Raw genomic sequence first — 24,487 nt, 5'->3', positions numbered from 1 at the left:
CGCCTAGCCCTCGCCCAGTGCTGGGTCCGAACCGGCCCGAACCAGCCGCGTCAGATCCGAGAGGGATTCGATCTGACGCCCCTCGGCATCGAAATTCGACGGCGCGAGCCAGGCAGAATAGGCCTCTTTCAGCGCGGGCCACTCCTTGTCGATCGCGGCGAACCAGGCGGTGTCGCGGTTGCGGCCCTTGTAATGCGTCGCCTGCCGGAAAATCCCCTCATAGCTCAGCCCGAGCCGCTGCGCCGCACGACGCGAGGGCATGTTGAGCGCGTCGCATTTCCATTCGAACCGGCGATAGCCCGCCTCAAAAGCCCAGCCGATCATCAGCATCAGCGCTTCGCTCGCCGCGACCGTGCGCTGCAACGCGGGCGAGAAACAGATATATCCCAGCTCGATCACGCCCTGCGCGGGCGTGATCCGCAACCACGACAGGATCCCTAGCGCCGCCCCCGTCACAGGGTCGCAGACCGCCATGAAATAGGGATCGCTCCCGGCGGCCATGTCTTTGATAAACCGGATAAACCCGGCCTCGGAAGAGAACGGGCCCGCCGGCATGTAATCCCAGATCGGGTCGGCGCCGGAATAGGCGCGAAACAGGCTGTGGGCATGATGCTCGGCCAGCCGCTCAAGGCGCACATGGCGCCCCTCGATCCGCATCACGTCGGGCGCGCGCGGCGCCACCCAATCGCCCAAAGGCTCACCGAACCGTTTCATCCTGCCCCTCCATTGCCCTGAGCGCGAGGCTACCCGCGCCCGCCTCCGCGCGCAATTGCCCCCAAACTGCACCAAACCCATCCCATTTCAGCCGTATTTCCCCGCGAACCTGATCGTGACGAAGCTGCCACCGGAGTCTGCCGATGAAAATGCATCTGATCCGCATGATCGAAAACGAGCGCCTCGTGTCCGCGACCCATTGGGCCGTGTTCGGGCTGGGCGCCGCCGCACTGACCACCTCGCTCGCCGCGACCGTGGCGAAGGTGCTGTTCTCGTAAATCCACGCCGAGCGCAGAATGCGAAAGGGGCCCCGCAGGGCCCCTTGTTTTTTGCCGAATGCGCCGGATCACTCCTGCGGGATCACCCGCAGATGCAGCTCGCGCAGCTGTTCGTTCATCGGCTCCGAAGGCGCACCCATCATCAGGTCTTCGGCACGCTGGTTCATCGGGAACATGATGACTTCGCGGATGTTGGCAGTGTCGGCCAGCAGCATCACGATCCGGTCGATGCCCGCCGCGCAGCCACCGTGGGGCGGCGCGCCGTATTTAAACGCCTTGACCATGCCGCCGAAGCGTTTCTCGACTTCGGACGCCGGGTAACCCGCGATCTCGAAGGCCTTGTACATGATTTCCAGCTTGTGGTTCCGGATCGCCCCCGAGACCAGCTCGTAGCCGTTGCAGGCGAGGTCATACTGATAGCCCAGCACGTCCAGTGGGTCGCCCGCCAGCGCCTCCATCCCCCCTTGCGGCATCGAGAACGGGTTGTGCGAGAAGTCGATCTTGCCCTCGTCATCCTTCTCGTACATCGGGAAATCGACGATCCAGGCGAATTTGAACTGCTCCTTGTCGGTCAGGCCCAGCTCTTCGCCGATCACGTTGCGCGCACGCCCCGCGATTGCCTCGAAAGTCTCGGGCTTGCCGCCGAGGAAGAAGGCGGCGTCGCCCACGTTCAGGCCAAGCTGCTGGCGGATCGCCTCGGTGCGCTCGGGGCCGATATTCTTGGCCAGCGGACCGGCCGCTTCCATGCCCGCGCCGCCCTCGGCCTCGCGCCAGAAGATATAGCCCATGCCCGGCAGGCCCTGTTCCTGCGCAAATTTGTTCATCCGGTCGCAGAACTTGCGGCTGCCGCCGGTGGGCGCGGGGATCGCGCGAATCTCGGTGCCGTCCTGCTCCAGGAGCTTGGCGAAGATCGCGAAGCCCGAGCCCGCGAAATGCTCGGACACGACCTGCATCTCGATCGGGTTGCGCAGGTCGGGCTTGTCGGAGCCGTATTTCAGCAGCGCCTCGGCATAGGGAATGCGCGGCCAGTCGGCATCGACGCGGCGCCCGCCGCCGAATTCCTCAAACAGCCCCTGAATCACCGGCTGGATCGCGGCGAACACGTCTTCCTGCTCGACAAAGCTCATTTCGAGGTCGAGCTGGTAAAAGTCGGTCGGCGAACGGTCGGCGCGCGGGTCTTCGTCGCGGAAGCAGGGCGCGATCTGGAAGTAGCGGTCGAACCCGCCCACCATGATCAGCTGCTTGAACTGCTGCGGCGCCTGCGGCAACGCGTAGAACTTGCCCGGATGCAGACGCGAGGGCACGAGGAAGTCGCGCGCGCCTTCGGGCGAGGACGCGGTGATGATCGGGGTCTGGAACTCGGTGAAACCGGTGTCCCACATGCGGTTGCGCAGCGAGCGCACCACGTTCGAGCGCAGCATCATGTTGCGGTGCAGGCTTTCGCGGCGCAGGTCGAGGAAGCGATAGGCGAGGCGGGTTTCCTCGGGGTAGTCCTGATCGCCGAAGACCGGCAGCGGCAGCTCGCCCTCAACCGCGCCCAGCACTTCGAGGTCGCGCACGTAGACCTCGATCTCGCCGGTCGGGATCTTCGGGTTGATCAGGCTTTCGTCGCGGCGTTTCACGGTGCCGTCGATGCGGACCACCCATTCCGAGCGCACCGCCTCCATCGCCTTGAACGCGGCCGAGTCGCCGTCGCAGAGCACCTGCGTGATGCCGTAATGGTCGCGCAGGTCGATGAACAGCACGCCCCCGTGGTCGCGCACGCGATGCACCCAGCCCGCAAGGCGGACGGTCTCGCCGGCGTGGCTTGCGTTCAGATCGGCGCAGGTATGGCTGCGATAGGCGTGCATGTGGCTCCCCTTTTCTGGGCGGCATTGTCTTTGGTCGGCCCGATCAACCGCGAAGGCCCGCCAAAGTCAAGCCGGAGCCGCCGAAACCTGCGCCGGAAATCCGCCAATTCGGGTTTTCTGGCCTTGCGCCGGGCGGCTTGATGACTATAACCCCCATCAATTTGCGCGCGCCCTTCCGGGCTGCGGGCTTTCTGCTGCCAAACATCGCCGGGGGTCACCATGCCGAAGAGAACAGACATCAAGTCCATCCTCATCATCGGTGCCGGGCCCATTGTGATCGGTCAGGCCTGCGAATTCGACTATTCGGGGGCCCAGGCCTGCAAGGCCCTGCGCGAGGAAGGCTACCGCGTCATCCTCGTCAACTCGAACCCCGCGACGATCATGACCGACCCGGAAATGGCCGACGCGACCTATATCGAGCCGATCACCCCCGAGGTCGTCGCCAAGATCATCGAAAAGGAACGCCCCGACGCGCTGCTGCCCACGATGGGCGGGCAAACGGGCCTGAACACCTCGCTGGCGCTGGCCGACATGGGCGTGCTGGAGAAATTCGGCGTCGAGATGATCGGCGCCAAGCGCGAGGCCATCGAAATGGCCGAAGACCGCAAGCTGTTTCGCGAGGCGATGGACCGCCTCGGCATCGAAAACCCCAAGGCCACCATCGTCACCGCGCCGAAACTGCCGAACGGCAAGTTCGACATCAATGCGGGCGTGGCGCAGGCCATGCTTGAGCTGGAGCACATCGGCCTGCCCGCGATCATCCGCCCCGCCTTCACGCTGGGCGGCACCGGCGGTGGCGTCGCCTATAACCGCGACGATTACGAGGCGATCTGCCGCTCGGGGCTCGACGCCTCGCCGATGGCGCAGATCCTGGTCGATGAATCGCTGCTGGGCTGGAAAGAATACGAGATGGAGGTTGTGCGCGACAAAGCCGACAACGCCATCATCGTCTGCTCGATCGAGAACGTGGACCCGATGGGCGTGCACACGGGCGACTCGATCACCGTGGCGCCTGCGCTCACGCTGACCGACAAGGAATACCAGATCATGCGCAACGGCTCGATCGCCGTGCTGCGCGAGATCGGCGTCGAAACCGGCGGCTCGAACGTGCAATGGGCGATCAACCCGAAAGACGGCCGCATGGTCGTGATCGAGATGAACCCGCGCGTGTCGCGTTCGTCGGCGCTGGCCTCCAAGGCCACCGGCTTCCCGATCGCCAAGATCGCCGCGAAACTCGCCGTGGGCTACACGCTCGACGAGTTGGACAACGACATCACCAAGGTCACGCCCGCCAGCTTCGAACCGACCATCGACTATGTCGTCACGAAGATCCCGCGCTTCGCCTTTGAGAAATTCCCCGGCTCCAAGCCCGAGCTGACCACCGCGATGAAATCGGTGGGCGAAGCGATGGCGATCGGCCGCAGCTTCCATGAGTCGGTGCAAAAGGCGCTGGCCTCGATGGAAACCGGCCTGACCGGCTTCGACGAGGTCGAGATCGAGGGCGCCCCCGACAAGGCCGCCATCATCAAGGCAATCTCGAAACAGACCCCGGACCGGCTGCGCACCATCGCTCAGGCGATGCGCCACGGCCTGACCGACGATGAAATCATCGCCGCCACCGCCTTCGATCCGTGGTTCCTGGCGCGCATCCGCGAAATCGTCGATGCCGAGGCCGATATCCGCAAGGCTGGCCTGCCGATGACCGAATCCGGTCTGCGCAAGCTCAAGATGCTGGGCTTCACCGACGCGCGTCTGGCCAAGCTCACCGGCCGCGACGAGGCGCAGGTCCGCCGTGCGCGGCGCAACCTCGGCGTCACTGCCGTGTTCAAACGCATCGACACCTGCGCCGCCGAATTCGAGGCGCAGACGCCCTACATGTATTCGACCTACGAAGCCCCCGCGATGGGCGATGTCGAATGCGAGGCCCGCCCTTCGGACCGCAAGAAAGTCGTCATCCTCGGCGGTGGCCCGAACCGGATCGGCCAGGGCATCGAGTTCGACTATTGCTGCTGCCATGCCTGCTTCGCGCTGACCGAGGCCGGCTATGAAACCATCATGGTCAACTGCAACCCGGAAACCGTGTCGACCGACTACGACACCTCGGATCGCCTCTATTTTGAGCCGCTGACGCTGGAACACGTGCTGGAAATCCTGCGCGTCGAGCAGGAAAACGGCGCGCTGCACGGCGTGATCGTGCAGTTCGGCGGTCAGACGCCGCTGAAGCTCGCCAATGCGCTCGAAGCCGAAGGCATCCCGATCCTCGGCACCTCGCCCGACGCGATCGACCTCGCCGAGGACCGCGAGCGGTTCCAGGACCTGCTGCACCGCCTCGAGCTCAAGCAACCGGTCAACGGCATCGCCTCGACTGAAGAGCAAGCCATTGAAATCGCTGAACGTGTCGGCTTCCCGCTGGTGATCCGCCCGTCCTATGTTCTGGGCGGTCGCGCGATGGAAATCGTGCGCGACATGGATCACCTCAAACGCTATATCGCCACCGCCGTGGTGGTGTCGGGCGACAGCCCGGTGCTCTTGGACAGCTATCTGGCTGGCGCGATCGAGGTCGATGTCGACGCGCTTTGCGACGGCGAGACCGTCCATGTCGCGGGCATCATGCAGCATATCGAAGAGGCCGGCGTCCACTCGGGCGACAGCGCCTGTTCGTTGCCGCCCTACTCGCTCTCGCCCGAGATCATCGCCGAGCTGAAAGAGCAGACGGTGAAGATGGCGCTTGGCCTGAACGTGTGCGGCCTGATGAACGTGCAGTTCGCGATCAAGGACGGCGTGATCTACGTGCTCGAAGTGAACCCGCGCGCCTCGCGCACCGTGCCCTTCGTCGCCAAGGCGACCGACTCGGCCATCGCCTCGATCGCCGCGCGCCTGATGGCGGGCGAGCCGATGGCGAATTTCCCCGCGCGCGCGCCCTTCCCGGCCGAGCTGACCGCCGACACGCCGATCCCGCAGGCCGATCCGCTGACGCTCGCGGACCCGAACACGCCCTGGTTCTCGGTGAAAGAGGCCGTGCTGCCCTTCGCCCGCTTCCCGGGTGTCGATACGCTGCTCGGGCCGGAAATGCGCTCGACCGGCGAGGTCATGGGTTGGGATCGCAACTTCGCGCGGGCCTTCTACAAGGCGCAGCTGGGCGCGGGCACGCATCTGCCGACCGAAGGCCGCGTGTTCTTCTCAATCAAGGATGCCGACAAGTCGGCCGATCTGGCCGAGGCCGCGCGCGAGCTGATCGCGATGGGCTTTGCCCTCGTGGCGACCCGCGGCACCGCGAAATGGCTGGCCGAGAATGGCGTCGAGGCCGAGGCGGTGAACAAGGTCTACGAAGGCCGCCCGAACATCGTCGACCGGCTGAAGAACGGCGAAGTGCAGCTGGTGTTCAACACCACCGACGGCTCGCAGGCAGTGTCGGACAGCCGCGACATCCGCGCCGTCGCGCTTTACGACAAGATCCCCTATTTCACCACCGCCGCCGGTGCCATCGCCGCCGTGGCCGCGATGAAATCGGTCGCCGAAGGCGAGATCGAGGTTCGCAGCCTGCAGAACTGAGCCGCGCTCTGATCGGATGAATGAAAAGGCGGCCACGAGCCGCCTTTTTACTTGCCCCAATCCGTCGTAATGTGACGGGCATAATATTCCGCTTTTCAATGATTTGGCCGCAGCCTAGCCTTGCGCCATGACACATGATTTCCTGATTATCGGCGGCGGCATCGCGGGGATTTCGGCGGCGGCCCGGCTGGCGCCTCTGGGCTCGGTGCTTTTGCTCGAAGCCGAGACGAACCTTGCTTACCACGCCTCGGCGCGCTCGGCCGCGCTTTACGAGCCGCGCTATGGCAACCCGGCGGTGGTCGCCCTGTCCTTGGCTTCGGATGCCGAGTTTCAGGCCTCGGGCACGCTCAGCCCGCGCGGATTGATGATCGTGGACGCGCCCGATCAGCAGGCACGGTTCGAGGCCCATGCCGAGGCCTTCGAGCTTACGCCGCTCTCGATCCCAGAGGCACAGGCGCTGTTCCCGATCCTGAACCCCGAGACGGTGGGATTCGCGGCCCATGCGCCGCATGCCTGGGATATCGACACCGACCTGCTGATCCAGACCTACCTGCGCGAGGCGCGCGCCCATGGCGCCGAGATTCGCAGCGGCGCGCCGGTGACGCAGATCACGCGCCAGCCCCAAAGGTGGGAGGTCATCGCGGGCGGCGAGGCGCATCAGGCGCGGATCGTCTTCAACGCGGCGGGCGCCTGGGCCGACCCGATTGCCGAACTGGCCGGGATCGCCCCCAAGGGCGTGCAACCGCTGCGCCGCTCGATGGCGCGCCTGCCCGCGCCGGGCGGGCGCGACACCAGCCACTGGCCGATGGTTATCGGCGGCAATGAAGATTGGTATTGCAAGCCCGACGCAGGCGCCCTGATCGTCTCGCCCGCCGAAGAGGACCTGACCGAGCCCCATGACGCCTGGGCCGATGACATGGTTCTGGCCGAGGGGCTCGCGCGCTACGAAGAGATGGTCACCGAACCGGTCACCCGGCTGCTGGCCTCCTGGGCCGGGCTGCGCAGCTTCGCCCCCGACCGCGCGCCCCTGCTGGGCCCCGACCCGGCCGACCCCACGTTCTACTGGATCGCGGGGCAAGGCGGTTACGGCTTTCAGACCTGCCCCGCCGCCAGCGCGCTGATCGCCGATCTGGTCGCCGGGCGCCCCGGCGATCTGCCGCCCGAGACGCGGCATGCCGTCGCGCCATCACGCTTCGGTTGATGCAAATCAAAGTTGGCGCGCGGCCCATACGGCAGCATGCGCCATCCCTCGAACAGGAGAAGATCAATGAGCTACAAAGAAAAAATGGACAGCATGCGCGGCGAACTGCGGGTGATGAGCAAGGCCATCCCCGAAGCGATGCGCGGCTTTGGCGCGATGGAAAAAGCCATCGGCGAGGCGGGCGTGCTCGACAAACGCCAGAAGGAATGGGTCGCGCTTGGTATGGCGATCATCTCGCGCTGCGAGCCCTGCATCAACTTCCACGTCGGCGCGCTGATGAAGGCGGGCGGCTCGCGCGAGGAACTGGCCGATATCTGCGCCATGGCGATCCAGATGGGCGGCGGCCCGGGCATGATGTATGCCGGTCACGCGATGGCCTGCTGGGACGAACTCGCGACCGAGTGAGCCCTGCGACAAATTGGCAAGCCCCCGCCGGAGTGCGGGGGCTTTCGCGTTCTACCGACAGAACTCAACCAAAGAGGCCAGCCATGAAACGCCTTGCGACTTTCACCGCCCTTTTCACGCTTGCCGCCGGCACCCTCGCCGCGCAGGACATGCCGATTCCGGGCGAACAATTCATGCTGCAATGGGATCTGGACGGGAACGGTCAGGTGACCCGCGCCGAAGCGCGCGAACAGCGCCAGAACATCTTCTACATGTTCGATCAGGATAGCGACGGGAGATTCTCGGAAGAGGAACTGACCGGGATCGACGAGCATAAGGCGCTTGAGCGCGAGGCCGGGAAAGGCCCGGGCAGCCAGCGCCCCGAAGGCATGGGCCAGGGCATGGGCCCCGGTCAGGGCAAGGGGATGGGCCAAGGTAAAGGCCCCGGCCAAGGTATGGGCCAAGGTCAGGGGATGGGAAAAGGCATGGGCCAGGGCAAAGGCGGCGGCATGGGCCAGGGCATGGGTGCCGGGCGCGGCGGTGTGGCCTTCGGGTTTGACATGCCCGCTGGCGAGGGCATGCGCATGTTCGACGCCGACCGCAACGGCACGATTACCGAGCAGGAATTCGTGGACGGCTCCGATCTGTGGTTCGGGCAGCGCGATCGCAACGGCGACGGCGTACTGACCATCGAGGATTTCGGCCCCGGTCGCTAAGCAACGCGGCTTTTCGCTTACGGCCCTGTTGTCCGCGTGACAGCCGGGCCTTTTTGCGCGACTCTGGCCGTGGGCATAATTTCAGGGGCAGTCATGAAATTTTCAGCAAAACCATTTCTTTTCATCACCTTGTCTCTCGCCTTGCTGGGCTGTGGCCCCAGCGGCCCGAGCGAGCGACCGTTGATGGAGCCGGACTGGCTTGAAGTCTCAGACTTCATCGCTCCGGGCGTTCCCGCCGATTTTGGCGACACAGATCCACATCCCTGGGCGGGCGCCACGCCAGCGCATTACCCGATCCACGGCATCGACGCCGCGCGCTATCAGGGCCTGATCGAGTTTCGCGAGGCCCGCGCCGAAGGCGTGCGTTTCGCCTGGCTCAAGGCGACCGAGGGCGGCGATTTCGTTGATCCCGGCTTCCGCCCGAATTCTGCACGCGCCCGCGCCGCCGGCGTGCCGGTGGGCGGCTATCATTTCTACTATTTCTGCCGCTCGGCCGCCGAACAGGCCGAATGGTTCATCCGCAATGTGCCGAAAACCAAGGGCGACCTGCCGCCGGTTCTGGATATCGAGTGGAACCACACCTCGCCCACCTGCCAGAAACGCCCGCCAGCCGCGCTGGTGCAATCCGAGATGCGGGTGTTCCTCGAAACGCTGACCAAGCATTACGGCACGCGCCCGGTGATCTACACCACGATCGACTTCTGGCGCGACAACGCGCTGGAGGGGTTCGCAGGCTACGAGTTCTGGCTGCGCAGCGTGACCGCGCCCCCGTCCGAGCGCTACCCCGGCACGCATTGGACCTTCTGGCAATGGACCGGCACCGGCGTGGTGCCCGGCGTGCGCGGCACCTCGGACATCAACGCCTTCCGCGGTTCGCCCTCGGCCTGGCAGGACTGGCTTGCGCGCCGCAGCCAGAAGTGACGCGCGGGGGCTCTGCCCCCGGCCTGCGGCCTCCCCCGGGATATTTTCGGCAAAATGAAGGGCCGTCGCAGGGCCATAATCCCGGGAGGCCCCGAAATGAAAAAGGCCCGGAGCGGGGTGCGCTCCGGGCCAATCATGTTCCGGTCGGGATCAAACCATCCCCGGCACGACCAGATCCGGCGGCCGGTGACCATCGGCGAAGGTCTTGATGTTGATGATGACCTTTTCGCCCATCTCGGCGCGGCCCTCGACCGTGGCCGAGCCCATATGCGGCAGCACCACGACATTGGGCAGCTCGCGCAGCTCGGGGTTCACCTCGACGCCATATTCGAACACGTCGAGCCCGGCACCCGCGATCTCGCCCGCGCGCAGCCCGCGCACCAGAGCATTCTCGTCGATCACTTCGCCGCGCGAGGTGTTCACGATCACCGCGTCGGGCTTGAGCATCTTGAGACGCCGCGCGTTCAGCAGGTGGAACGTGGAGGGCGTGTGCGGGCAGTTCACCGAAATCACATCCATCCGCGCGACCATCTGGTCGAGGCTTTCCCAATAGGTCGCGCCGAACTCGGCCTCGATCTCGGGGCGCAGGCGGCGGCGGTTGTGATAGTGGATCTGCATGCCAAAGGCCGCGGCGCGGCGCGCCAGCGCCTGACCGATCCGGCCCATGCCGATGATGCCAAGGCGACGCCCGCCGATCCGGCCGCCGAGGAAGGCGGTGGGCGACCAGCCCTGCCATTCGCCCGACTGCATCACGGCCAGCCCCTCGGGGATACGCCGCGTGACGCCGAGGATCAGCGCCATCGCCATGTCGGCGGTATCCTCGGTGACCACGCCCGGCGTGTTCGACACCAAGACGCCGCGCTGGCGGGCGGACGCCACGTCAATATGGTCGACACCGGCGCCATAGTTGGCGATCAGCCGCAGCCGATCCCCCGCGCGCGCCAGCATGTTAGCGTCGATCTGGTCGGTGATGCAGGGCACGAGCACATCGGCCCGGGTCATGGCATCGACAAGCTCGTCGCGGCTCATGCGCGCGTTATCCGGGCGCAGTTCCACGTCGAACAATTCTTTCATTCGGCTCTCGACTGCTTCAGGCAACCGTCGCGTCACGACAACACTAAGCCGCGGTGCGGGCATGGGCCGACTCTCCTCTCTTCAAAGAAATTCCCTTTTGGTGCAAACTGCCCATCAACGGGGGGAGACACAAGACCCCCGAGCAATAAAAATGGCCACAATGGGCAGTTTCGCGTAACTTTCTTGCGCGCCCATTTTGTGCAGCCATGAAACGAGGCAGATAAAAATGCGTTTCGCAAGGTCAACGAGTGCGTTTGTGATCACATTCATGCTGGCATTGGGGGCGCGCCCCCTCTTCGCCGATACCGCGGCCGTCCAGAGCGAGTCTCTGGAGACCGTCACCGAGGCCGCGCAGCCCCCGGCCTTGCCCGGACGCGGGCCGGTGACGAATCTGCCTCTGCCGCGATTCGTCACGCTCAAGGGCAGCGAGGGCAACGCGCGGCGCGGGCCGTCGCTGTCGCACCGGATCGACTGGGTGTTCAAACATCCCGGCATGCCGCTCAAGATCACCGCCGAATTCGGCCATTGGCGCCGCGTCGAGGACCGCGACGGCGCGGGCGGCTGGGTGCATTACTCGCTGCTCTCTGGCGTGCGCAATGTGATCATCCAGCAAGATATGACCGAGCTGCATTCCCGCCCCGACACGGGAGCAAATGTCGTCGCCGTCGCCGAGGCCGGAGCGATCATGCGGCTCGGAACCTGCAAGCTGGACTGGTGCGAAGTGGAGCAGGACGGGGTCGACGGCTGGGCCGAAAAGGCCACGCTCTGGGGCGTCTTTCCCGACGAAACCCGCGACTGAGCCCCAAGACATTCGCCACCGCCGCTGTTAAATCGAAGCGATGCAGACACGTGATTCCCATCTTGGCCTGAACCTTTCGGCGGGCTTTGCCTCTGTCGCCGTGGCGCTGGTGCTGGTCGGGCTGAAGCTCTGGGCGCTGGCCTCGACGGGCGCGCTTTCGGTCGCGGCATCGCTGGCCGACAACGTGATGGACCTGCTGGTGTCCAGCGCGGGGTTGGGCGCGATCCTCTATGCCGCGCGGCCCGCCGATGACGACCATGCCTTTGGCCATAGTTCGATCGAAGACATCGCCTCGCTCGGGCAGGCGGTGCTGGTCTCGGTCTCGGCCTTCGTGATCGCGGGCGCGGCCAGCCTGCGCCTGATCTCAGCCAACCCGCCCGCGCTGGCCGCCGAGGGCGAGGGCATCGTGGTGATGCTGGTCTCGGTGGTGCTGACAGGCGCGCTGGTGCTCTGGCAGTCGCGCGTGGCCGCGCGCACCGGCAACAAGGTCGTGGCCGCCGACCGGCTGCATTATCTGGGCGACCTGTTCCCGACGTTGGGCGCGATCCTGGCGCTATGGCTCTCGGCGCGGTTCGGCTGGTCGCAGGTCGACAGCGTGATCGCGATTCTTGCCGCCGCCTACATGCTGCGCGGCGCGGCGGGCATCGGGCTCGACGCCTTCCACGCGTTGATGGACCGCTCCGCCAGCCCCGAGGTTCTGGCCGAGCTGGCGGAAATTGCGGCAAACCACCCCGGCGTTCTGGGCTTTCACGACCTCAAGACGCGCACGGCGGGGTCGAAACTGTTCGTGAACCTGCATGTGGAACTGGACGGCGCGCAAAGCCTTGACGCCGCCCATGCCATCGCCGCCGCGCTGAAGGCCCGGATGACCGAGGCCTTCCCGCGCTCCGAGATCATCATCCACCAGGATGTCTGGCGCGGCTGAGCCTCAGACCGGCTCCAGCAGCCCGCGCCCCTTCAAAAGCGGCTCGACCCCCGGCATCCGACCACGAAACGCGGTATACAGCTCTTCGGGCGGGCGCGAGCCACCGGCCGAGAGGATGAATTCCTCAAGCCGCTGCGCCGTGACGGGGTCGAAGGGGTCGCCCGCCTCTTCAAACGCCGCGAAGGCGTCGGCATCCATCACCTCGGACCACATGTAGCTGTAATAGCCCGAGGAATAGCCGTCGCCCGCGAAGACATGCGCGAAATGCGGCGTCGCATGGCGCATCCCGATCGCGGCGGGCATGCCGATCTCGGCCAGCACCTCGGCCTGTTTCGCCATCGGATCGGCGGGTGCAGCGCCCTCGTGGAAGGCCAGATCCACCAGCGCCGAGCCAAGGAACTCGACCGTGGCAAAGCCCTGATCATAGGTCGCCGCCGCCAGCAGTTTTTCCAGCAGCGCCTTCGGCATCGCCTCGCCGGTCTTGTAATGGCGGGCGTGTTTCTCAAGCACCTCGGGCACTTCCAGCCAATGCTCGTAAAGCTGGCTCGGCAGCTCGACGAAATCGCGCGCCACCGAGGTGCCCGAGATGAACTGATAGGTCACGTCCGACAGCATCTGATGCAGCGCATGGCCGAATTCATGGAACAGCGTGCGCGCGTCGTCATAGCTGAGCAGCGCCGGATCGCCCTTGGCGAAGTTGCACACATTCACAACGATCGGCCGCACCTCGCCGCCGAGCTTCTTCTGCGAACGCATCGCCGAGCACCACGCCCCCGAGCGTTTCGAGGCCCGCGCGAAATAATCGCCGAGGAAAACCGCGATATGGCGGCCCTTGCGGGTCACCTCCCAGCCGCGCACGTCGGGGTGATAGAACGGGCCCGCGATCTCGCGGAACTCGAGGCCGAACAGGCGCGTCGCGGTGTCGAACATCGCACCCAGCATCGCTTCGAGCGAGAGATAGGGCTTCAGCGCCGCCTCGTCGAAATCATGCTCGGCCACGCGGCGTTTCTCGGAATAATAGCGCCAGTCCCAGGGTTCGAGATCGCCATTGATGCCGTCTTCGTGCATCATCGCGGCCAGCACCGCGCCATCGGCCTCGGCCTTGGCGCGCGCAGGCTCCCAGACCCGCATCAGCAGCTCGCGCACCCGCGCGGGCGTCTTGGCCATCTCGGGTTCGAGCTTGAACTCGGCAAACGAGCCATAGCCCAAAAGCTTCGCGCGCTCGTCGCGCAGCGCCAGCGTCTCGGCGGCGATCGCGCGGTTGTCGGTGGCGCCCCCGTTCGCGCCCCGCGCCGCCCAGGCCCGCCAGGCGGTTTCGCGCAGGTCGCGGCGCGGCGAGAACTGCAGGAACGGCACGATGATCGAGCGCGACAGCGTCACCACCGGACCGGGGCGGTCACGCTCAGCGCCCGCCGCACGCGCGGCCTCGATCACGAACTCGGGCAGGCCTGCCAGATCGTCCTCGGCAAGGTCCATGAACCACTCGGATTCGTCCGCCAGCAGGTTCTGCGTGAATTCCGTGCCCAGAACGGCGAGGCGCTGCTTGACCTCGGCCATGCGTTTCGCCGCCGCCCCTTCCAGCCCCGCGCCCGCGCGCTGGAACATCTGGCGGTAAAGTTCGAGCACCCGCGCCTCTTCGGCGGGCAGGCCGTCACGCGCCGCCCAGACCGCCTCGACGCGCGCATAAAGCGCCGGGTTCATCAGCACCTCGGACGAGAAATCCGACAGTTTCGGCGCCAGATCGCGTTGCAGCGCCTGCCGCGCGGGCGTGCTGTCTGCGCCAGCAAGGTTGTAAAACAGCCCCGACACCCGGTCGAGCGCCGCCTCGGCCCCCTCCATCGCCGCGATCGTATTGGCGAAATCAGGCGCCTCGGGGTTGGTAGCAATCGCGGCGATATTCGCGCGCGCCTCGGCGAGGGCGGCATCAAAAGCGGGGGCGAAATCTTCGTCGCGGATCTGGCCGAAGGGCGGCAGGGCAAAAGGCCCTTCCCAGGCGGAGAGGATCGGATTGGTCATTCAAGAACTCCTTTGCCCGAAATCTAGGGGTGCGCGCAGGCAAGGGCCAGAGGCAGCGGCGCGCGGCGGGTCAAACTTCTGTGGCGGGGGCCGCGTGCTGCCCGCAAACCGGGCAATCGTCGCGGCGCTTGAGGCTAATCTGCCGGCTTTCGCCCCAAAGCATGTCATGGATCAGCAAGCGTCCGCGCAGATCCTGCCCCGCGCCGGTGATCGCTTTGATCGCCTCGCCCGCCATCATCGCCCCGATCACGCCCGGCAACGCCCCCATCACCCCGGCCTCCGCGCAAGAGGGCGCGAGCCCCGGCGCGGGTGCCTCGGGGAACACGCAGGCATAGCAGGGCGCACCCCGCGCCGGATCGTAAAGCGACAGCTGCCCCTCCCATTGTGAAATCGCGCCGGACAGAAGCGGTTTGCCCTCCGACACACAGGCCGCGTTCAGCAGGTAGCGGGTGGCGAAATTGTCGGTGCCGTCGATCACCAGATCATACTCGGCGATTAGCGCGCGGGCGTCATCCTCGCCCAGCCGACGGTTATAGGGGCGAATCTGGATGAACGGGTTGAGCGCGCGCATCGCGGCCTCGGCGGAAAACACCTTGGGTTTGCCGATATCCGCGTCGCGATGGATCACCTGCCGCTGCAGGTTCGAGCTGGAAACCACATCGTCATCCACCACCCCGATCCGGCCCACACCCGCCGCTGCCAGATACAGAAGCACCGGCGAGCCAAGCCCCCCCGCTCCCACCACCAGAACGCGCGCCCCCTTGAGCCTCTTCTGCCCCGGCCCGCCGATCTCACGCAGCATGATATGGCGCGCATAACGGTCCAGCTCGGCATCCGAAAAGCTGCCGGCGGGCGGCGGATTGGCCTGCACCGGGTCAGGCGCCCGCGCGCGCAACCGCTGCAACCCCGCGCGATAGGCCAGCACGATCACGACCACCACGCCAAGCCCAAGCCAGGCCGCCAAGCTGCCGCCGATCGCGCGCGGCAACGGGGCATGTCCACCGGGAAACAGCAGGTGCACCAACACGAAGCCCGCCCAGATCACCGCCATCACCAGCAAGACCAGCCGCGCAGGCAGCCTCATCACCAGCCCGAGCACAAGGACCCCGGTCAGCAGGAACAGCCCCAGCATGGCTCAGCCCCGCCCGGTCGAGCCAAAACCACCCGCTCCACGGTCGGTTTCGCTCAGCTCTGTACCCAATTCGTAACGCATCTGCACCACCGGCGCGATCACCGCCTGTGCGATGCGCTCGCCATGGGCGATGGTGAAGGGCTCGGTTCCGAGGTTGATCAGCAACACGCCCAGCGGCCCGCGATAATCGCTGTCAATCGTGCCCGGCGTGTTCGGCAGGCTGATCCCGTGCTTCAGCGCCAGCCCCGAGCGCGGCCGGATCTGCATCTCGTAGCTCGGCGGGATTTCAACGCGCAGCCCGGTCGGAATGATCGCCCGCTGCATCGGGTAAAGCGTGAACCCGCTCGCGCGGTCTTCGGGGCGCAGGTTCGCACGCAGATCCGCGCCCGCCGAACCCGGCGTCTCATAGGCGGGCAGCGCCACGCCCGGATCGGCCCATTCCTCGCGCTCGACCTTCACCACCAGATCCGTCATGGCTCACCCCTCTCCGTTTTCGGGCCTGCGGCCCGACCGCCTCCGGCGGACGCGTATTTCAGCCAAGAAGAAACAGCCGGCTTCTTCTTGGATCAAATACGCAGCCCCCCTCTCAGCCTTCGCCCAGCGCCGCAGCGATGCGCGCGGCGAGACGCCTCGCGACCTCGTCCTTACCCATGCGCGGCCAGCTTTCGGCGCCCGCGTCGTCGATGATCGTGACCGCGTTTTCCGCGCCGCCCATCACCCCCGAAGCAGGCGAGACGTCATTCGCCACGATCCAGTCGCAGCCCTTGCGCGCACGTTTCGCGGTGGCATGTTCGACGACCGTCTCGGTCTCGGCGGCAAAGCCCACGACCAGCGGAGGGCGCCCCTCGGCCATCTGCGAAACGGTGGCGAGAATGTCCGGGTTTTCCGCGAATTCCAGCGTCGGCAGCGTGCCCTTGCCATCCTTCTTCATCTTTTGGCCATTGGCATTGGCGACCCGCCAGTCGGCGACGGCGGCGGCGAAGACCGCGGCATCGGCGGGCAGCGCCTGCGCGACGGCCTCGGCCATCTCGCGCGCGGTCTGGACACGGGTCACGGTCACGCCCGAGGGCGGCGGCACATCGGCAGGGCCGGTGATAAAGCTCACCCGCGCGCCAAGGTCGCGCAGTGCCGCCGCGAGCGCCGTGCCCTGCGCCCCCGAGGAGCGGTTGGCGATATAGCGCACGGGGTCGATCGGTTCATGCGTCGGGCCCGAGGTGACCAGCACGTGCTTACCCGAAAGCGAGCCGCCCGACAGCTCGGCCTCGATCGCGGCGACGATCTCGGCGGGCTCGGCCATCCGGCCGGGGCCAAATTCACCGCAGGCCATGTCGCCCACGTTCGGCCCGACAAAGCGCACGCCATCCCCGGCCAGCTGCGCGCGGTTGCGCTGCGTCGCGGGGTGTTCCCACATCCGCACATTCATCGCCGGGGCGATCAGCACCGATTTGTCCGTCGCCAGCAGAAGCGTCGAGGCGAGATCATTCGCGAGCCCCTGCGCCATCTTGGCCATCAGATCCGCCGTGGCGGGCGCGACCACCACCAGATCAGCGGCGCGCGAGAGCTGAATATGGCCGATCTCGGCCTCGTGGGTCAGGTCGAAGAGGTCGCTATGGGCCACCTCATTGGCCACCGACGACAGCGTCAGCGGCGTCACGAACTCCGCGCCCGCCCGCGTCAGCACCGGCGTCACCGCCGCGCCCCGCCCCCGCAAGAGCCGGATCAGCTCGGGGCATTTATAGGCCGCGATCCCGCCGCCAATGATCAGAAGTATCCGCTTGCCCGCCAGCATGGCACCCTCCGCCGTTTTCAAATGCTTAGGCCGAGGGGGCCGCGCGCGCAAGACTCAGGGCTTGGTGAAGGCCGCGCAGGGGTCTTCACGCGGGGCTGCCTCGGTGACGATCCAGAAGTCGAAGGGCTGCGCGCCTTCAGGGGGCACGCCGTCGATCTTCTCCAGCTGACCAATCGACAGGAGCTTGATCCCCGGCGCAGCCTTGCGCAGCATCGCCGGCACGCCAAGATCGGTGCGCGCATGGCCCGAGCCGGTGATAAGCACGATCGGGCCTCCGGTGGTCTTGCGCGCCCGCATCAGCGACCGGGCAAAGGCCGCATCGCGCAGGCGCTGCGCCTCGACGATGCCGGGCAGCGCAGTTTCCGGCAGGGCATTGCAGTGATTGGCCTGCGCCTCGGCCTCCAGCTCGGCCTGAAGCTCGGGCGGATAGGGCTGGTCGATGCCAAAGGCCTCGGCATCCACGCCGAAATAGCGTTCGGCACCCTCTTCCATCACCTTGAACAGCTCTTCGCGCGGCAGCGCGGCCCCCATGATGAGCGCATCTGGCGCGGCCTCGAAAATCGGCGCGTAAATCGCGAAATCGGGCCAGCCGGCTTCTTCCCAGCCGATCTCCCTGGCCAAGGCCTCGGGGTCTGCGCGCAGCGCGGGCGTGATCCGCGCCGCCTGATCGGGGGTCAGCATCTCAAAGACCATCGCGCGCGGCTTCAGCGCGGCGACCGCCGCCGCCTGATTGAGATGATGGGCGGGGTTGTCATGCACCTCGCCCAGCACCGCGATATCGGGCTGGAAGGTCTGCACCATGACCGGCAGCATCTCGGCCTGAATTTCAGAGGCCGAACCGGGCGGGGCCCAAAGCGTCAGGAACGCTGCGGCGAAAGCGAGCTTCTTCATGCGAAGAAGTTCTGCACCTCACCGTCATGGCGTGCAAGGCTCTTGCGCATCTTGTTGAAGGCCTGCGCCTCGAGCTGACGGATGCGCTCTTTCGACAGGCCCAGCTCTTCGCCAAGGCTTTCCAGCGTCCGCGGCGCCTCATTCAGGCGCCTTTCGGCCACGATATAACGTTCGCGCTCGCTCAGATCGGCCATCGCCTCACCGAGCCATTCGCGCATCCGGGCGTGATCGTGACGATCTGTCACACGCTCTTCGGGGCTCGGGCCGTCATCCTCGATCGTATCGACCCAGGACCGGCCTTCGTCTTCGCCCGACTGCGGCGCATCGAGCGAGAAATCCGAAGCCGACAGCCGCCCCTGCATCATCTCGACATCACCGACCGGCACACCGATCACCTCGGCCACGCGCTGGCGCATCTGCGCGCCATCAAGAGTGATACCCTCGGCGCCGCTCTCGCGCTCGATCTGGGCTTGCACCCGGCGCAGGTTGAAGAACAGCGCCTTTTGCGACGAGGTCGAGCCGGTCCGCACCAGCGACCAGTTGCGCATCACGAAATCCTGGATCGCGGCCTTGATCCACCACACCGCATAGGTCGAAAACCGCACGCCGCGGTCGGGGTCGAACTTGTCGGCCGCCTTCATCAGGCCCAGCGAGGCCTCCTGGATCAGGTCATTCATCGGGGCGCCATAGCGGCGGTATTTCGACGCCATCGAGATCGCAAGGCGCATGTAGGCGGTGATCAGCCGGTGCAGCGCGGCCTCGTCGCGCTCATCACGCCATGCGCGGGCCAACGCGACCTCGGTCTCCGCGTCCAGGTACTCCGCCGCCATCATTTTGCGCGGAAGCGTCTCGTCAGTCATCCCATCCTGCGTCATTCGCTGTCTCCCGGGGGCTCCCACCCCATCACGTCGAATTTCTTGCCCTACTATGCGTGCTGTTGCGGGGCTTGTCTTGCGCTTTAGAATGATTCTCACAAAAATGTTCCATTCCAGATGTACATTTGCGCATCAGGGCACAGAGACCCCTGCACAGGTGCAGAAACGAGGCGATTCAGGTTTCGTTAACCCTTCATCAACCATCCCGCGCTAGCCGTTAACCAAACGGGCAATGAGGCAGGCGATGGTCGTCAAGACCTACACAGTGGCATTCGAGGGCGTCGAGGCGCGCGCTGTCGAGGTGCAATGCGCGCTCGCTGCGGGCATGCCCGGGTTCACCGTCGTCGGTCTGCCCGACAAGGCCGTATCCGAGGCGCGCGAGCGGGTGCGCGCGGCGCTGGCCGCGATGTCGATCGCGCTGCCGATGAAGAAGGTGACGATCAATCTCTCGCCCGCCGACCTGCCCAAGGAGGGGTCGCATTTCGACTTGCCGATCGCGCTGGCGCTGATGGCCGCGATCGGGGTGGTCCCGCCCGAAGAGGTTGAAACCTGCGTGGCCATCGGTGAGCTGGCCCTCGATGGGCGGTTGATCCCGGTGGTGGGGGCGCTGCCCGCCGCATTGGCCGCCGCCGCCGAGGATCGCGCCCTGATCTGCCCCGCCGGTTGCGGTGCCGAGGCCGCCTGGGTCGGCGCCACCTCGGTTTTCGCGCCACAAACCCTCGGCGAGGCACTGCGCCACCTCACCGGTCAATCCCCCCTGCCCGCCTCCCGTCCGGGCGAGGTCCATCGCCCCCCCACCACCCGCGACCTGCGCGATGTGAAAGGGCAGGAACGCGCCAAACGCGCGCTGGAAATCGCCGCCGCCGGGCGCCATCACCTGATCATGCTGGGCGCGCCGGGCTCGGGGAAATCCATGCTGGCTGCGCGCCTGCCCGGCATCCTGCCGCCGCTTTCGGCCGAAGAGGCGCTGGAAACCTCAATGATCCACTCGCTCTCGGGGCTGCTCAGCGAGGGCGGCATCTCGCGCGAGCGGCCCTTCCGTGAACCCCATCACACCGCCTCGATGGCGGCGATGATCGGCGGCGGGCGCGGCGCGCGGCCCGGCGAGGTGAGCCTCGCACATAACGGCGTGCTGTTCATGGACGAGTTCCCCGAGTTTCCGCGCACCGTTCTGGAAACCCTACGCCAGCCGATTGAGACCGGCGAGGTCGTGGTCGCCCGCGCCAATGCCCATGTCCGCTATCCCTGCCGCTTTCTGCTGATCGCCGCCGCGAACCCCTGCCGCTGCGGCTATCTGGGCGACCCGGCCCGCGCCTGCGCCAAGGCTCCCGCCTGCGGCAGCGATTACCTCGGGCGCATCTCGGGGCCGCTGATGGATCGCTTCGATCTGCGCATCGAGGTGCCCCCGGTCAGCTTCACCGATCTCGACTTGCCCGCCAGTGGCGACAGCTCGGCCACGGTCGCCGCGCGGGTCGCGGCGGCGCGCGCGCGGCAGGGCGAGCGTTTCGCGGATTATCCGGGCCTGCGTGTGAACGCCGAGGCCGAAGGGCGAATGCTCGAGGACATCGCCACGCCCGATACCGAAGGCCGCAGCCTGCTGACCCGCGCGGCCGAGCGCTTCGGGCTCTCGGCACGCGCCTATCACCGGGTGTTGCGGGTGGCGCGCACGATCGCCGACCTGGACGAGGCGGCCGACGTGCGCGCACCGCATATCGCCGAGGCGCTCAGCTACCGGCTGACCTCGGCGCCCGGGCTTTAACCCGCGCGCTTCGCCTCGATCACCTGCCAGATCTTTTCGGCAATGTTCACGCCATCGAACCGCTCCAGCTCCTGGATGCCAGTGGGCGAGGTCACGTTGATCTCGGTGAGCCACTCACCGATGACGTCGATACCGACGAAAATCTGCCCTTTTTCGCGCAGCAGCGGGCCGATCGCGGCACAGATTTCCTGGTCCCGCTCACTCAGGCCCACCTTCTCGGGGCGTCCGCCCACATGCATGTTCGAGCGCGTCTCGCCCTCGGCCGGCACGCGGTTGATCGCGCCGACGGGCTCGCCGTTCACGAGGATGATCCGCTTGTCGCCCTTGACCACGGCGGGCACATATTTCTGCGCGATCAGCGGTTCGCGGTTGATACCGGTGAACAACTCATGCAGCGAAGCGAGGTTGCGATCGTTCGGATCGAGCCGGAACACCCCCGCCCCGCCATTGCCGTAAAGCGGCTTGAGGATGATGTCGCCATGCTCCGCCTTGAACGCGCGGATGGCTTCAAGATCGCGCGCGATCAGCGTGGGCGGCGTCAGCTCCGGGAAATTCAGGACGAGCAGTTTCTCGGGCGAATTGCGCACCCAGAACGGGTCGTTGACGACCAGCGTCTGCGGATGAATGCGCTCGAGGATGTGGGTCGTGGTGATGTAACCCATGTCGAAAGGCGGATCCTGGCGCAGCCAGACCACGTCGTAATCCGACAGATCAACCTCTGCCTCATCCCCCAGCGTGGAATGGTTGCCCTTCACGCGCCGCACCGTCAGGGGCCAGCCCCGCGCCAGCACACGGCCTTCGCGATAGATGAGCTTGTCGGGCGTGTAATAGAACAGCTCATGCCCACGCGCCTGCGCCTCTTCGGCGATGCGAAAGGTGCTGTCGGCGTCGATATTGATCGACCCGATCGGATCCATCTGGATGGCAACTTTCAAACCCATGCGCGGTCTCCTCTGATCTCTCTGGCCCTTGATGCCCCCAAGCCGGAGGCGATGCAATGACCCGCGAAGGCTCAGTTAGTCCGTGCAGAAAGCGTTTTCCAGAACTTCGATCCGCCCGGCAGCATCGACCAGCGCCAGATCGAAGCGAATATCGGCATTGGCACACTCAGGATCCCGCGCAACGAACTCGCTGGCCGAGACAAAAATGCGCTCCATCTGACGTCGCGAAAGCCGTTCCGCGGCCCATGCATGGGTCTTGGCCCGTTTGACCTCGATAAAAATCACCGTATCGCCATCACGCGCGATCAGGTCGATCTCGCCGCCATAGCGGCCGCGCCAGCGATGCGCCGCGATTTTGCGGCCGGACTGGCGATAATGCGTCGCGACCTGATCCTCGGCCGCGAGCCCGGCATAATAGGAAACCGCGCCACTCATTCCTTGTCCTCCAGCGCAAGGCCCAACTGATACACATCCCGCTTCGGCAAGCCGAATTCCTCCGCAACCTCGCGCGCCGCGTCCTTGAGGCGCATCGTTTCAAGCCTCTGTCGCAGCGCCGCCTCAACCGCCGCCGGGTCCGCCTTGCGATTCCGTTCGCGATCGACCAGCACCACGATTTCACCTTTGACCGGCGCCTCTTCGAGACCCTGCAGCAGCTCTTGCAGGCTGCCGCGGCGCACCTCTTCGAAGCGTTTGGTCAATTCGCGGCAGAGCGCAGCCTGACGTTCTGGGCCCAATTCTTCCACCAGATCGCCTAACATTTCCCTAACGCGCTTGGGGCTTTCGTAGAAAATCAGCGTCGCCGGCACCGGGGCGAATTCGCGCAGCCACTTGCGGCGCGCGGATTGGGTATTGGGCGGGAAGCCCGCGAACAGAAACCGGTCCGACGGCAGGCCCGACACCGTCAGCGCACACAGCACCGCCGAAGGCCCGGGCGCGGCATGCACCGGAAACCCCGCCTCGATCGCCGCGCGCCCAAGCTGATAGCCCGGGTCGGCGACCAGCGGCGTGCCGGCTTCAGAGGCGTAAACCACCGTCTTGCCCTCTTCGAGGGCGCGCAGAATGCGCGGGCGGGCGGCCTCGCCGTTATGGTCGTGATAGGCGACCAGCGGACGCCCGGCCAGCGGCACGCCATGGATCTCCATCAGGTGACGCAACGTCCGCGTATCTTCGGCCGCAATCACATCCGCATCGCGCAAGATATCGAGCGCGCGCAAGGTGATATCGCGCGCCGCTCCGATCGGTGTGGCAATGAAATGCAGCCCCGGCGGCAAGGTTCCGCCCGCGCGTTCGCGATCGTGCATCTGCTGTCCTTTCTGACCCGGCTGTGTCGTTTACTTCGACGCGCGAAAGGCATAGGGTTCGCGCGTCTCGGGTCTTCCCGACGCCCCCTGAACCGTTCCAGAGGACGCCGTCATGTTTGCCATTTTCCGTATCCCTCGCAACCCTTTGCTGCGAATCGGCGCGCTTCTTTCGGCGGGCTGGCTTGCCGCCTGCCAGCCGATGGGGGGCTTTGGCCCCAATTCCGGCCCGAGCATCGACACCTCGGCCCCGGTGCCGGTCGCGCTGCTGGTTCCGGGTGGCTCCGGCAAGGAAGGCGAAGAGACCCTCGCGCGGGCTTTGCAGAATGCCGCGCAGATGGCAATCTCGGACCTGCAGGGCGTCAAGATCGACCTGCGCGTCTACCAGACCGGCGGCAATGCCCAACTGAGCGCGCAGATGGCCACGAAAGCCGTCGATGAGGGCGCCAAGATCATTCTTGGCCCTGTCCATGCCGAGAACGCCAATGCCGCAGGCGTTGCCGTGGCAAGCCGTGGCGTCAACGTGCTTTCCTTCTCGAACAACACCGCGATTGCAGGCGGCAATGTCTTTGTTCTCGGCTCGACCTTCCCGAACACCGCGAACCGCCTGATGCGCCATGCCGCGAGTCAGGGCAAGAAACGCACCATGATCGTCTCGGAAGAGACCACCGCCGGGCAGGTTGCCGCGCGCGCGATCGAGGGTGCGGCCGCGCGCGCGGGCGTGTCCATCGTGGGCCGCGCGAGCTACGCGTTTTCGCAGCAGGGTGTGGCGACGGCGGTGCCGCAGATCGCCGGCCGGATCAAGGCCGGGGATGTCGACAGCGTGATCCTGACGGCGGATGCCGCAGGCGCGCTTCCGCTGCTGGCGCAGATGCTCCCCGACAGCGGCGCCGGCCCCGACAAGGCGCAGTTCATCGGCCTCGCGCGGTGGGATATCCCCCCGGCCACGCTGAGCCTGCCCGGTCTGCAAGGCGGCTGGTTCACCCTGCCCGACCCGGGCCTGAGCCGCCAGTTCGAGGCGCGCTATCAGGCCGCTTATGGCGAGGCCCCGCATGTTCTGGCCGGGCTGGCCTATGACGGGGTGGCGGCGATCGGCGCACTGGTGCGCTCGGGCAACCCCGACGCGCTGACCAAGGCGGGCCTGACGCAGAGCCAGGGCTTCGCGGGTGTCAACGGCGTGTTCCGCCTGCTGCCCGACGGCACCAACGAACGCGGGCTGGCCGTGGCGCAGGTGCGCAACGGCGAAGCGATTATCGTCGATCCGGCCCCGCGCAGCTTCTCGGGGGCGGGTTACTGACCCGCCACCTTTCCTCGCCCATCGGACAGACCAGACGTGACGACCCAGACGCAGCCCTCCGCCCAGACCCCGCAA

The 24,487-nt window shown here is 66.3% G+C and carries 23 protein-coding genes; 10 read left to right on the top strand and 13 right to left on the bottom strand.

Going from position 1 to position 24,487, the window contains the following annotated elements; all coding sequences use genetic code 11:
* Window positions 1–3 precede the first annotated feature (3 nt).
* On the bottom strand, window positions 4–714 hold the full coding sequence (locus CLN94_RS10025) for a GNAT family N-acetyltransferase (protein WP_096433775.1): 711 nt from the start codon (window positions 712–714) through the stop codon (window positions 4–6).
* A 143-nt stretch (window positions 715–857) separates the two neighbouring features.
* Between CLN94_RS10025 and CLN94_RS14220 the strand changes: the two genes are divergently transcribed.
* A complete protein-coding gene (locus tag CLN94_RS14220; RefSeq protein WP_281253543.1) occupies window positions 858–992 on the top strand; it encodes a hypothetical protein in 135 nt (44 codons plus the stop codon).
* 68 nt (window positions 993–1,060) lie between these two features.
* Here CLN94_RS14220 and aspS read toward each other — a convergent pair whose 3' ends face one another.
* Together aspS and CLN94_RS13825 are read right to left on the bottom strand one after the other, a co-directional pair.
* Window positions 1,061–2,842 (bottom strand): aspartate--tRNA ligase, encoded by a 1,782-nt coding sequence (gene aspS / locus CLN94_RS10020; protein WP_096433773.1) that lies wholly within the window; start codon window positions 2,840–2,842, stop codon window positions 1,061–1,063.
* The gene (locus CLN94_RS13825) at window positions 2,806–3,081 is read right to left on the bottom strand and encodes a hypothetical protein (RefSeq protein WP_143598904.1); all 276 of its coding nucleotides are present in this window, start codon (window positions 3,079–3,081) and stop codon (window positions 2,806–2,808) included. Before CLN94_RS13825 ends, aspS begins: the two co-directional genes overlap by 37 nt.
* Between CLN94_RS13825 and carB the strand changes: the two genes are divergently transcribed.
* From carB to CLN94_RS09995, 5 genes are all read left to right on the top strand, one after another.
* Window positions 3,062–6,394, top strand: a complete 3,333-nt coding sequence (carB, locus tag CLN94_RS10015) for a carbamoyl-phosphate synthase large subunit (RefSeq protein WP_096433771.1) — start codon at window positions 3,062–3,064, stop codon at window positions 6,392–6,394. The two genes, CLN94_RS13825 and carB, sit on opposite strands and share 20 nt — an antisense overlap.
* A 127-nt stretch (window positions 6,395–6,521) precedes the next feature.
* Window positions 6,522–7,595 (top strand): NAD(P)/FAD-dependent oxidoreductase, encoded by a 1,074-nt coding sequence (locus CLN94_RS10010; protein ID WP_096433769.1) that lies wholly within the window; start codon window positions 6,522–6,524, stop codon window positions 7,593–7,595.
* Between the two features lie 66 nt (window positions 7,596–7,661).
* Entirely contained in the window at window positions 7,662–8,000 is a 339-nt protein-coding gene (locus tag CLN94_RS10005) for a carboxymuconolactone decarboxylase family protein (protein ID WP_096433767.1), read from the top strand.
* A gap of 83 nt (window positions 8,001–8,083) precedes the next feature.
* Window positions 8,084–8,695, top strand: coding sequence for a penta-EF hand family protein (locus CLN94_RS10000; protein ID WP_096433765.1), 612 nt, complete (start codon window positions 8,084–8,086; stop codon window positions 8,693–8,695).
* A gap of 93 nt (window positions 8,696–8,788) precedes the next feature.
* The gene (locus tag CLN94_RS09995) at window positions 8,789–9,616 is read left to right on the top strand and encodes a glycoside hydrolase family 25 protein (RefSeq protein WP_096433763.1); all 828 of its coding nucleotides are present in this window, start codon (window positions 8,789–8,791) and stop codon (window positions 9,614–9,616) included.
* A gap of 150 nt (window positions 9,617–9,766) precedes the next feature.
* On the opposite strand, the gene CLN94_RS09990 is transcribed toward CLN94_RS09995, so the two are convergent.
* Window positions 9,767–10,753 (bottom strand): 2-hydroxyacid dehydrogenase, encoded by a 987-nt coding sequence (locus CLN94_RS09990; RefSeq protein ID WP_096433761.1) that lies wholly within the window; start codon window positions 10,751–10,753, stop codon window positions 9,767–9,769.
* A 193-nt stretch (window positions 10,754–10,946) separates the two neighbouring features.
* Here CLN94_RS09990 and CLN94_RS09985 point away from each other — a divergent pair, with 193 nt between their 5' ends.
* Both CLN94_RS09985 and CLN94_RS09980 read left to right on the top strand, forming a co-directional pair.
* A complete protein-coding gene (locus tag CLN94_RS09985) occupies window positions 10,947–11,489 on the top strand; it encodes an SH3 domain-containing protein (protein WP_245845188.1) in 543 nt (180 codons plus the stop codon).
* A gap of 40 nt (window positions 11,490–11,529) precedes the next feature.
* On the top strand, window positions 11,530–12,414 hold the full coding sequence (locus tag CLN94_RS09980; RefSeq protein WP_096433757.1) for a cation diffusion facilitator family transporter: 885 nt from the start codon (window positions 11,530–11,532) through the stop codon (window positions 12,412–12,414).
* 3 nt (window positions 12,415–12,417) lie between these two features.
* On the opposite strand, the gene CLN94_RS09975 is transcribed toward CLN94_RS09980, so the two are convergent.
* From CLN94_RS09975 to CLN94_RS09950, 6 genes are all read right to left on the bottom strand, one after another.
* Complete coding sequence (locus tag CLN94_RS09975; protein ID WP_096433756.1) at window positions 12,418–14,430, bottom strand: M3 family metallopeptidase; 2,013 nt, start codon at window positions 14,428–14,430, stop codon at window positions 12,418–12,420.
* Window positions 14,431–14,500: 70 nt separating this feature from the next.
* On the bottom strand, window positions 14,501–15,562 hold the full coding sequence (locus tag CLN94_RS09970) for a HesA/MoeB/ThiF family protein (protein WP_096433754.1): 1,062 nt from the start codon (window positions 15,560–15,562) through the stop codon (window positions 14,501–14,503).
* Window positions 15,563–15,565: 3 nt separating this feature from the next.
* A complete protein-coding gene (dut, locus tag CLN94_RS09965; RefSeq protein WP_096433752.1) occupies window positions 15,566–16,036 on the bottom strand; it encodes a dUTP diphosphatase in 471 nt (156 codons plus the stop codon).
* A gap of 112 nt (window positions 16,037–16,148) precedes the next feature.
* The gene (coaBC, locus tag CLN94_RS09960) at window positions 16,149–17,351 is read right to left on the bottom strand and encodes a bifunctional phosphopantothenoylcysteine decarboxylase/phosphopantothenate--cysteine ligase CoaBC (protein ID WP_096433750.1); all 1,203 of its coding nucleotides are present in this window, start codon (window positions 17,349–17,351) and stop codon (window positions 16,149–16,151) included.
* A gap of 54 nt (window positions 17,352–17,405) precedes the next feature.
* Entirely contained in the window at window positions 17,406–18,242 is an 837-nt protein-coding gene (locus CLN94_RS09955; RefSeq protein WP_245845186.1) for a ChaN family lipoprotein, read from the bottom strand.
* Window positions 18,239–19,117: an RNA polymerase factor sigma-32 gene (locus CLN94_RS09950; protein WP_096433748.1), complete on the bottom strand. Its 879-nt coding sequence runs from the start codon at window positions 19,115–19,117 to the stop codon at window positions 18,239–18,241. Before CLN94_RS09950 ends, CLN94_RS09955 begins: the two co-directional genes overlap by 4 nt.
* 244 nt (window positions 19,118–19,361) lie before the next feature.
* Here CLN94_RS09950 and CLN94_RS09945 point away from each other — a divergent pair, with 244 nt between their 5' ends.
* A complete protein-coding gene (locus CLN94_RS09945) occupies window positions 19,362–20,876 on the top strand; it encodes a YifB family Mg chelatase-like AAA ATPase (protein ID WP_096433746.1) in 1,515 nt (504 codons plus the stop codon).
* Here the strand turns inward: CLN94_RS09945 and gshB are convergent.
* From gshB to rsmI, 3 genes are all read right to left on the bottom strand, one after another.
* The gene (gene gshB / locus CLN94_RS09940; protein WP_096433744.1) at window positions 20,873–21,817 is read right to left on the bottom strand and encodes a glutathione synthase; all 945 of its coding nucleotides are present in this window, start codon (window positions 21,815–21,817) and stop codon (window positions 20,873–20,875) included. The genes CLN94_RS09945 and gshB overlap by 4 nt on opposite strands.
* Before the next feature lie 75 nt (window positions 21,818–21,892).
* Complete coding sequence (locus CLN94_RS09935) at window positions 21,893–22,252, bottom strand: YraN family protein (protein ID WP_096433742.1); 360 nt, start codon at window positions 22,250–22,252, stop codon at window positions 21,893–21,895.
* Window positions 22,249–23,118 carry a 16S rRNA (cytidine(1402)-2'-O)-methyltransferase gene (gene rsmI / locus CLN94_RS09930; RefSeq protein WP_096433740.1) on the bottom strand — a complete coding sequence of 290 codons (870 nt, stop codon included), beginning with the start codon at window positions 23,116–23,118 and terminating at the stop codon, window positions 22,249–22,251. Before rsmI ends, CLN94_RS09935 begins: the two co-directional genes overlap by 4 nt.
* 112 nt (window positions 23,119–23,230) lie before the next feature.
* Here rsmI and CLN94_RS09925 point away from each other — a divergent pair, with 112 nt between their 5' ends.
* Window positions 23,231–24,412: a penicillin-binding protein activator gene (locus CLN94_RS09925; RefSeq protein WP_096433738.1), complete on the top strand. Its 1,182-nt coding sequence runs from the start codon at window positions 23,231–23,233 to the stop codon at window positions 24,410–24,412.
* The last annotated feature ends 75 nt before the right edge of the window (window positions 24,413–24,487 follow it).

It is taken from the genome of Pseudothioclava arenosa, assembly GCF_002358085.1.
Lineage (GTDB): Bacteria > Pseudomonadota > Alphaproteobacteria > Rhodobacterales > Rhodobacteraceae > Pseudothioclava > Pseudothioclava arenosa.
This window is presented reverse-complemented; position numbering and strand designations above follow the sequence as displayed.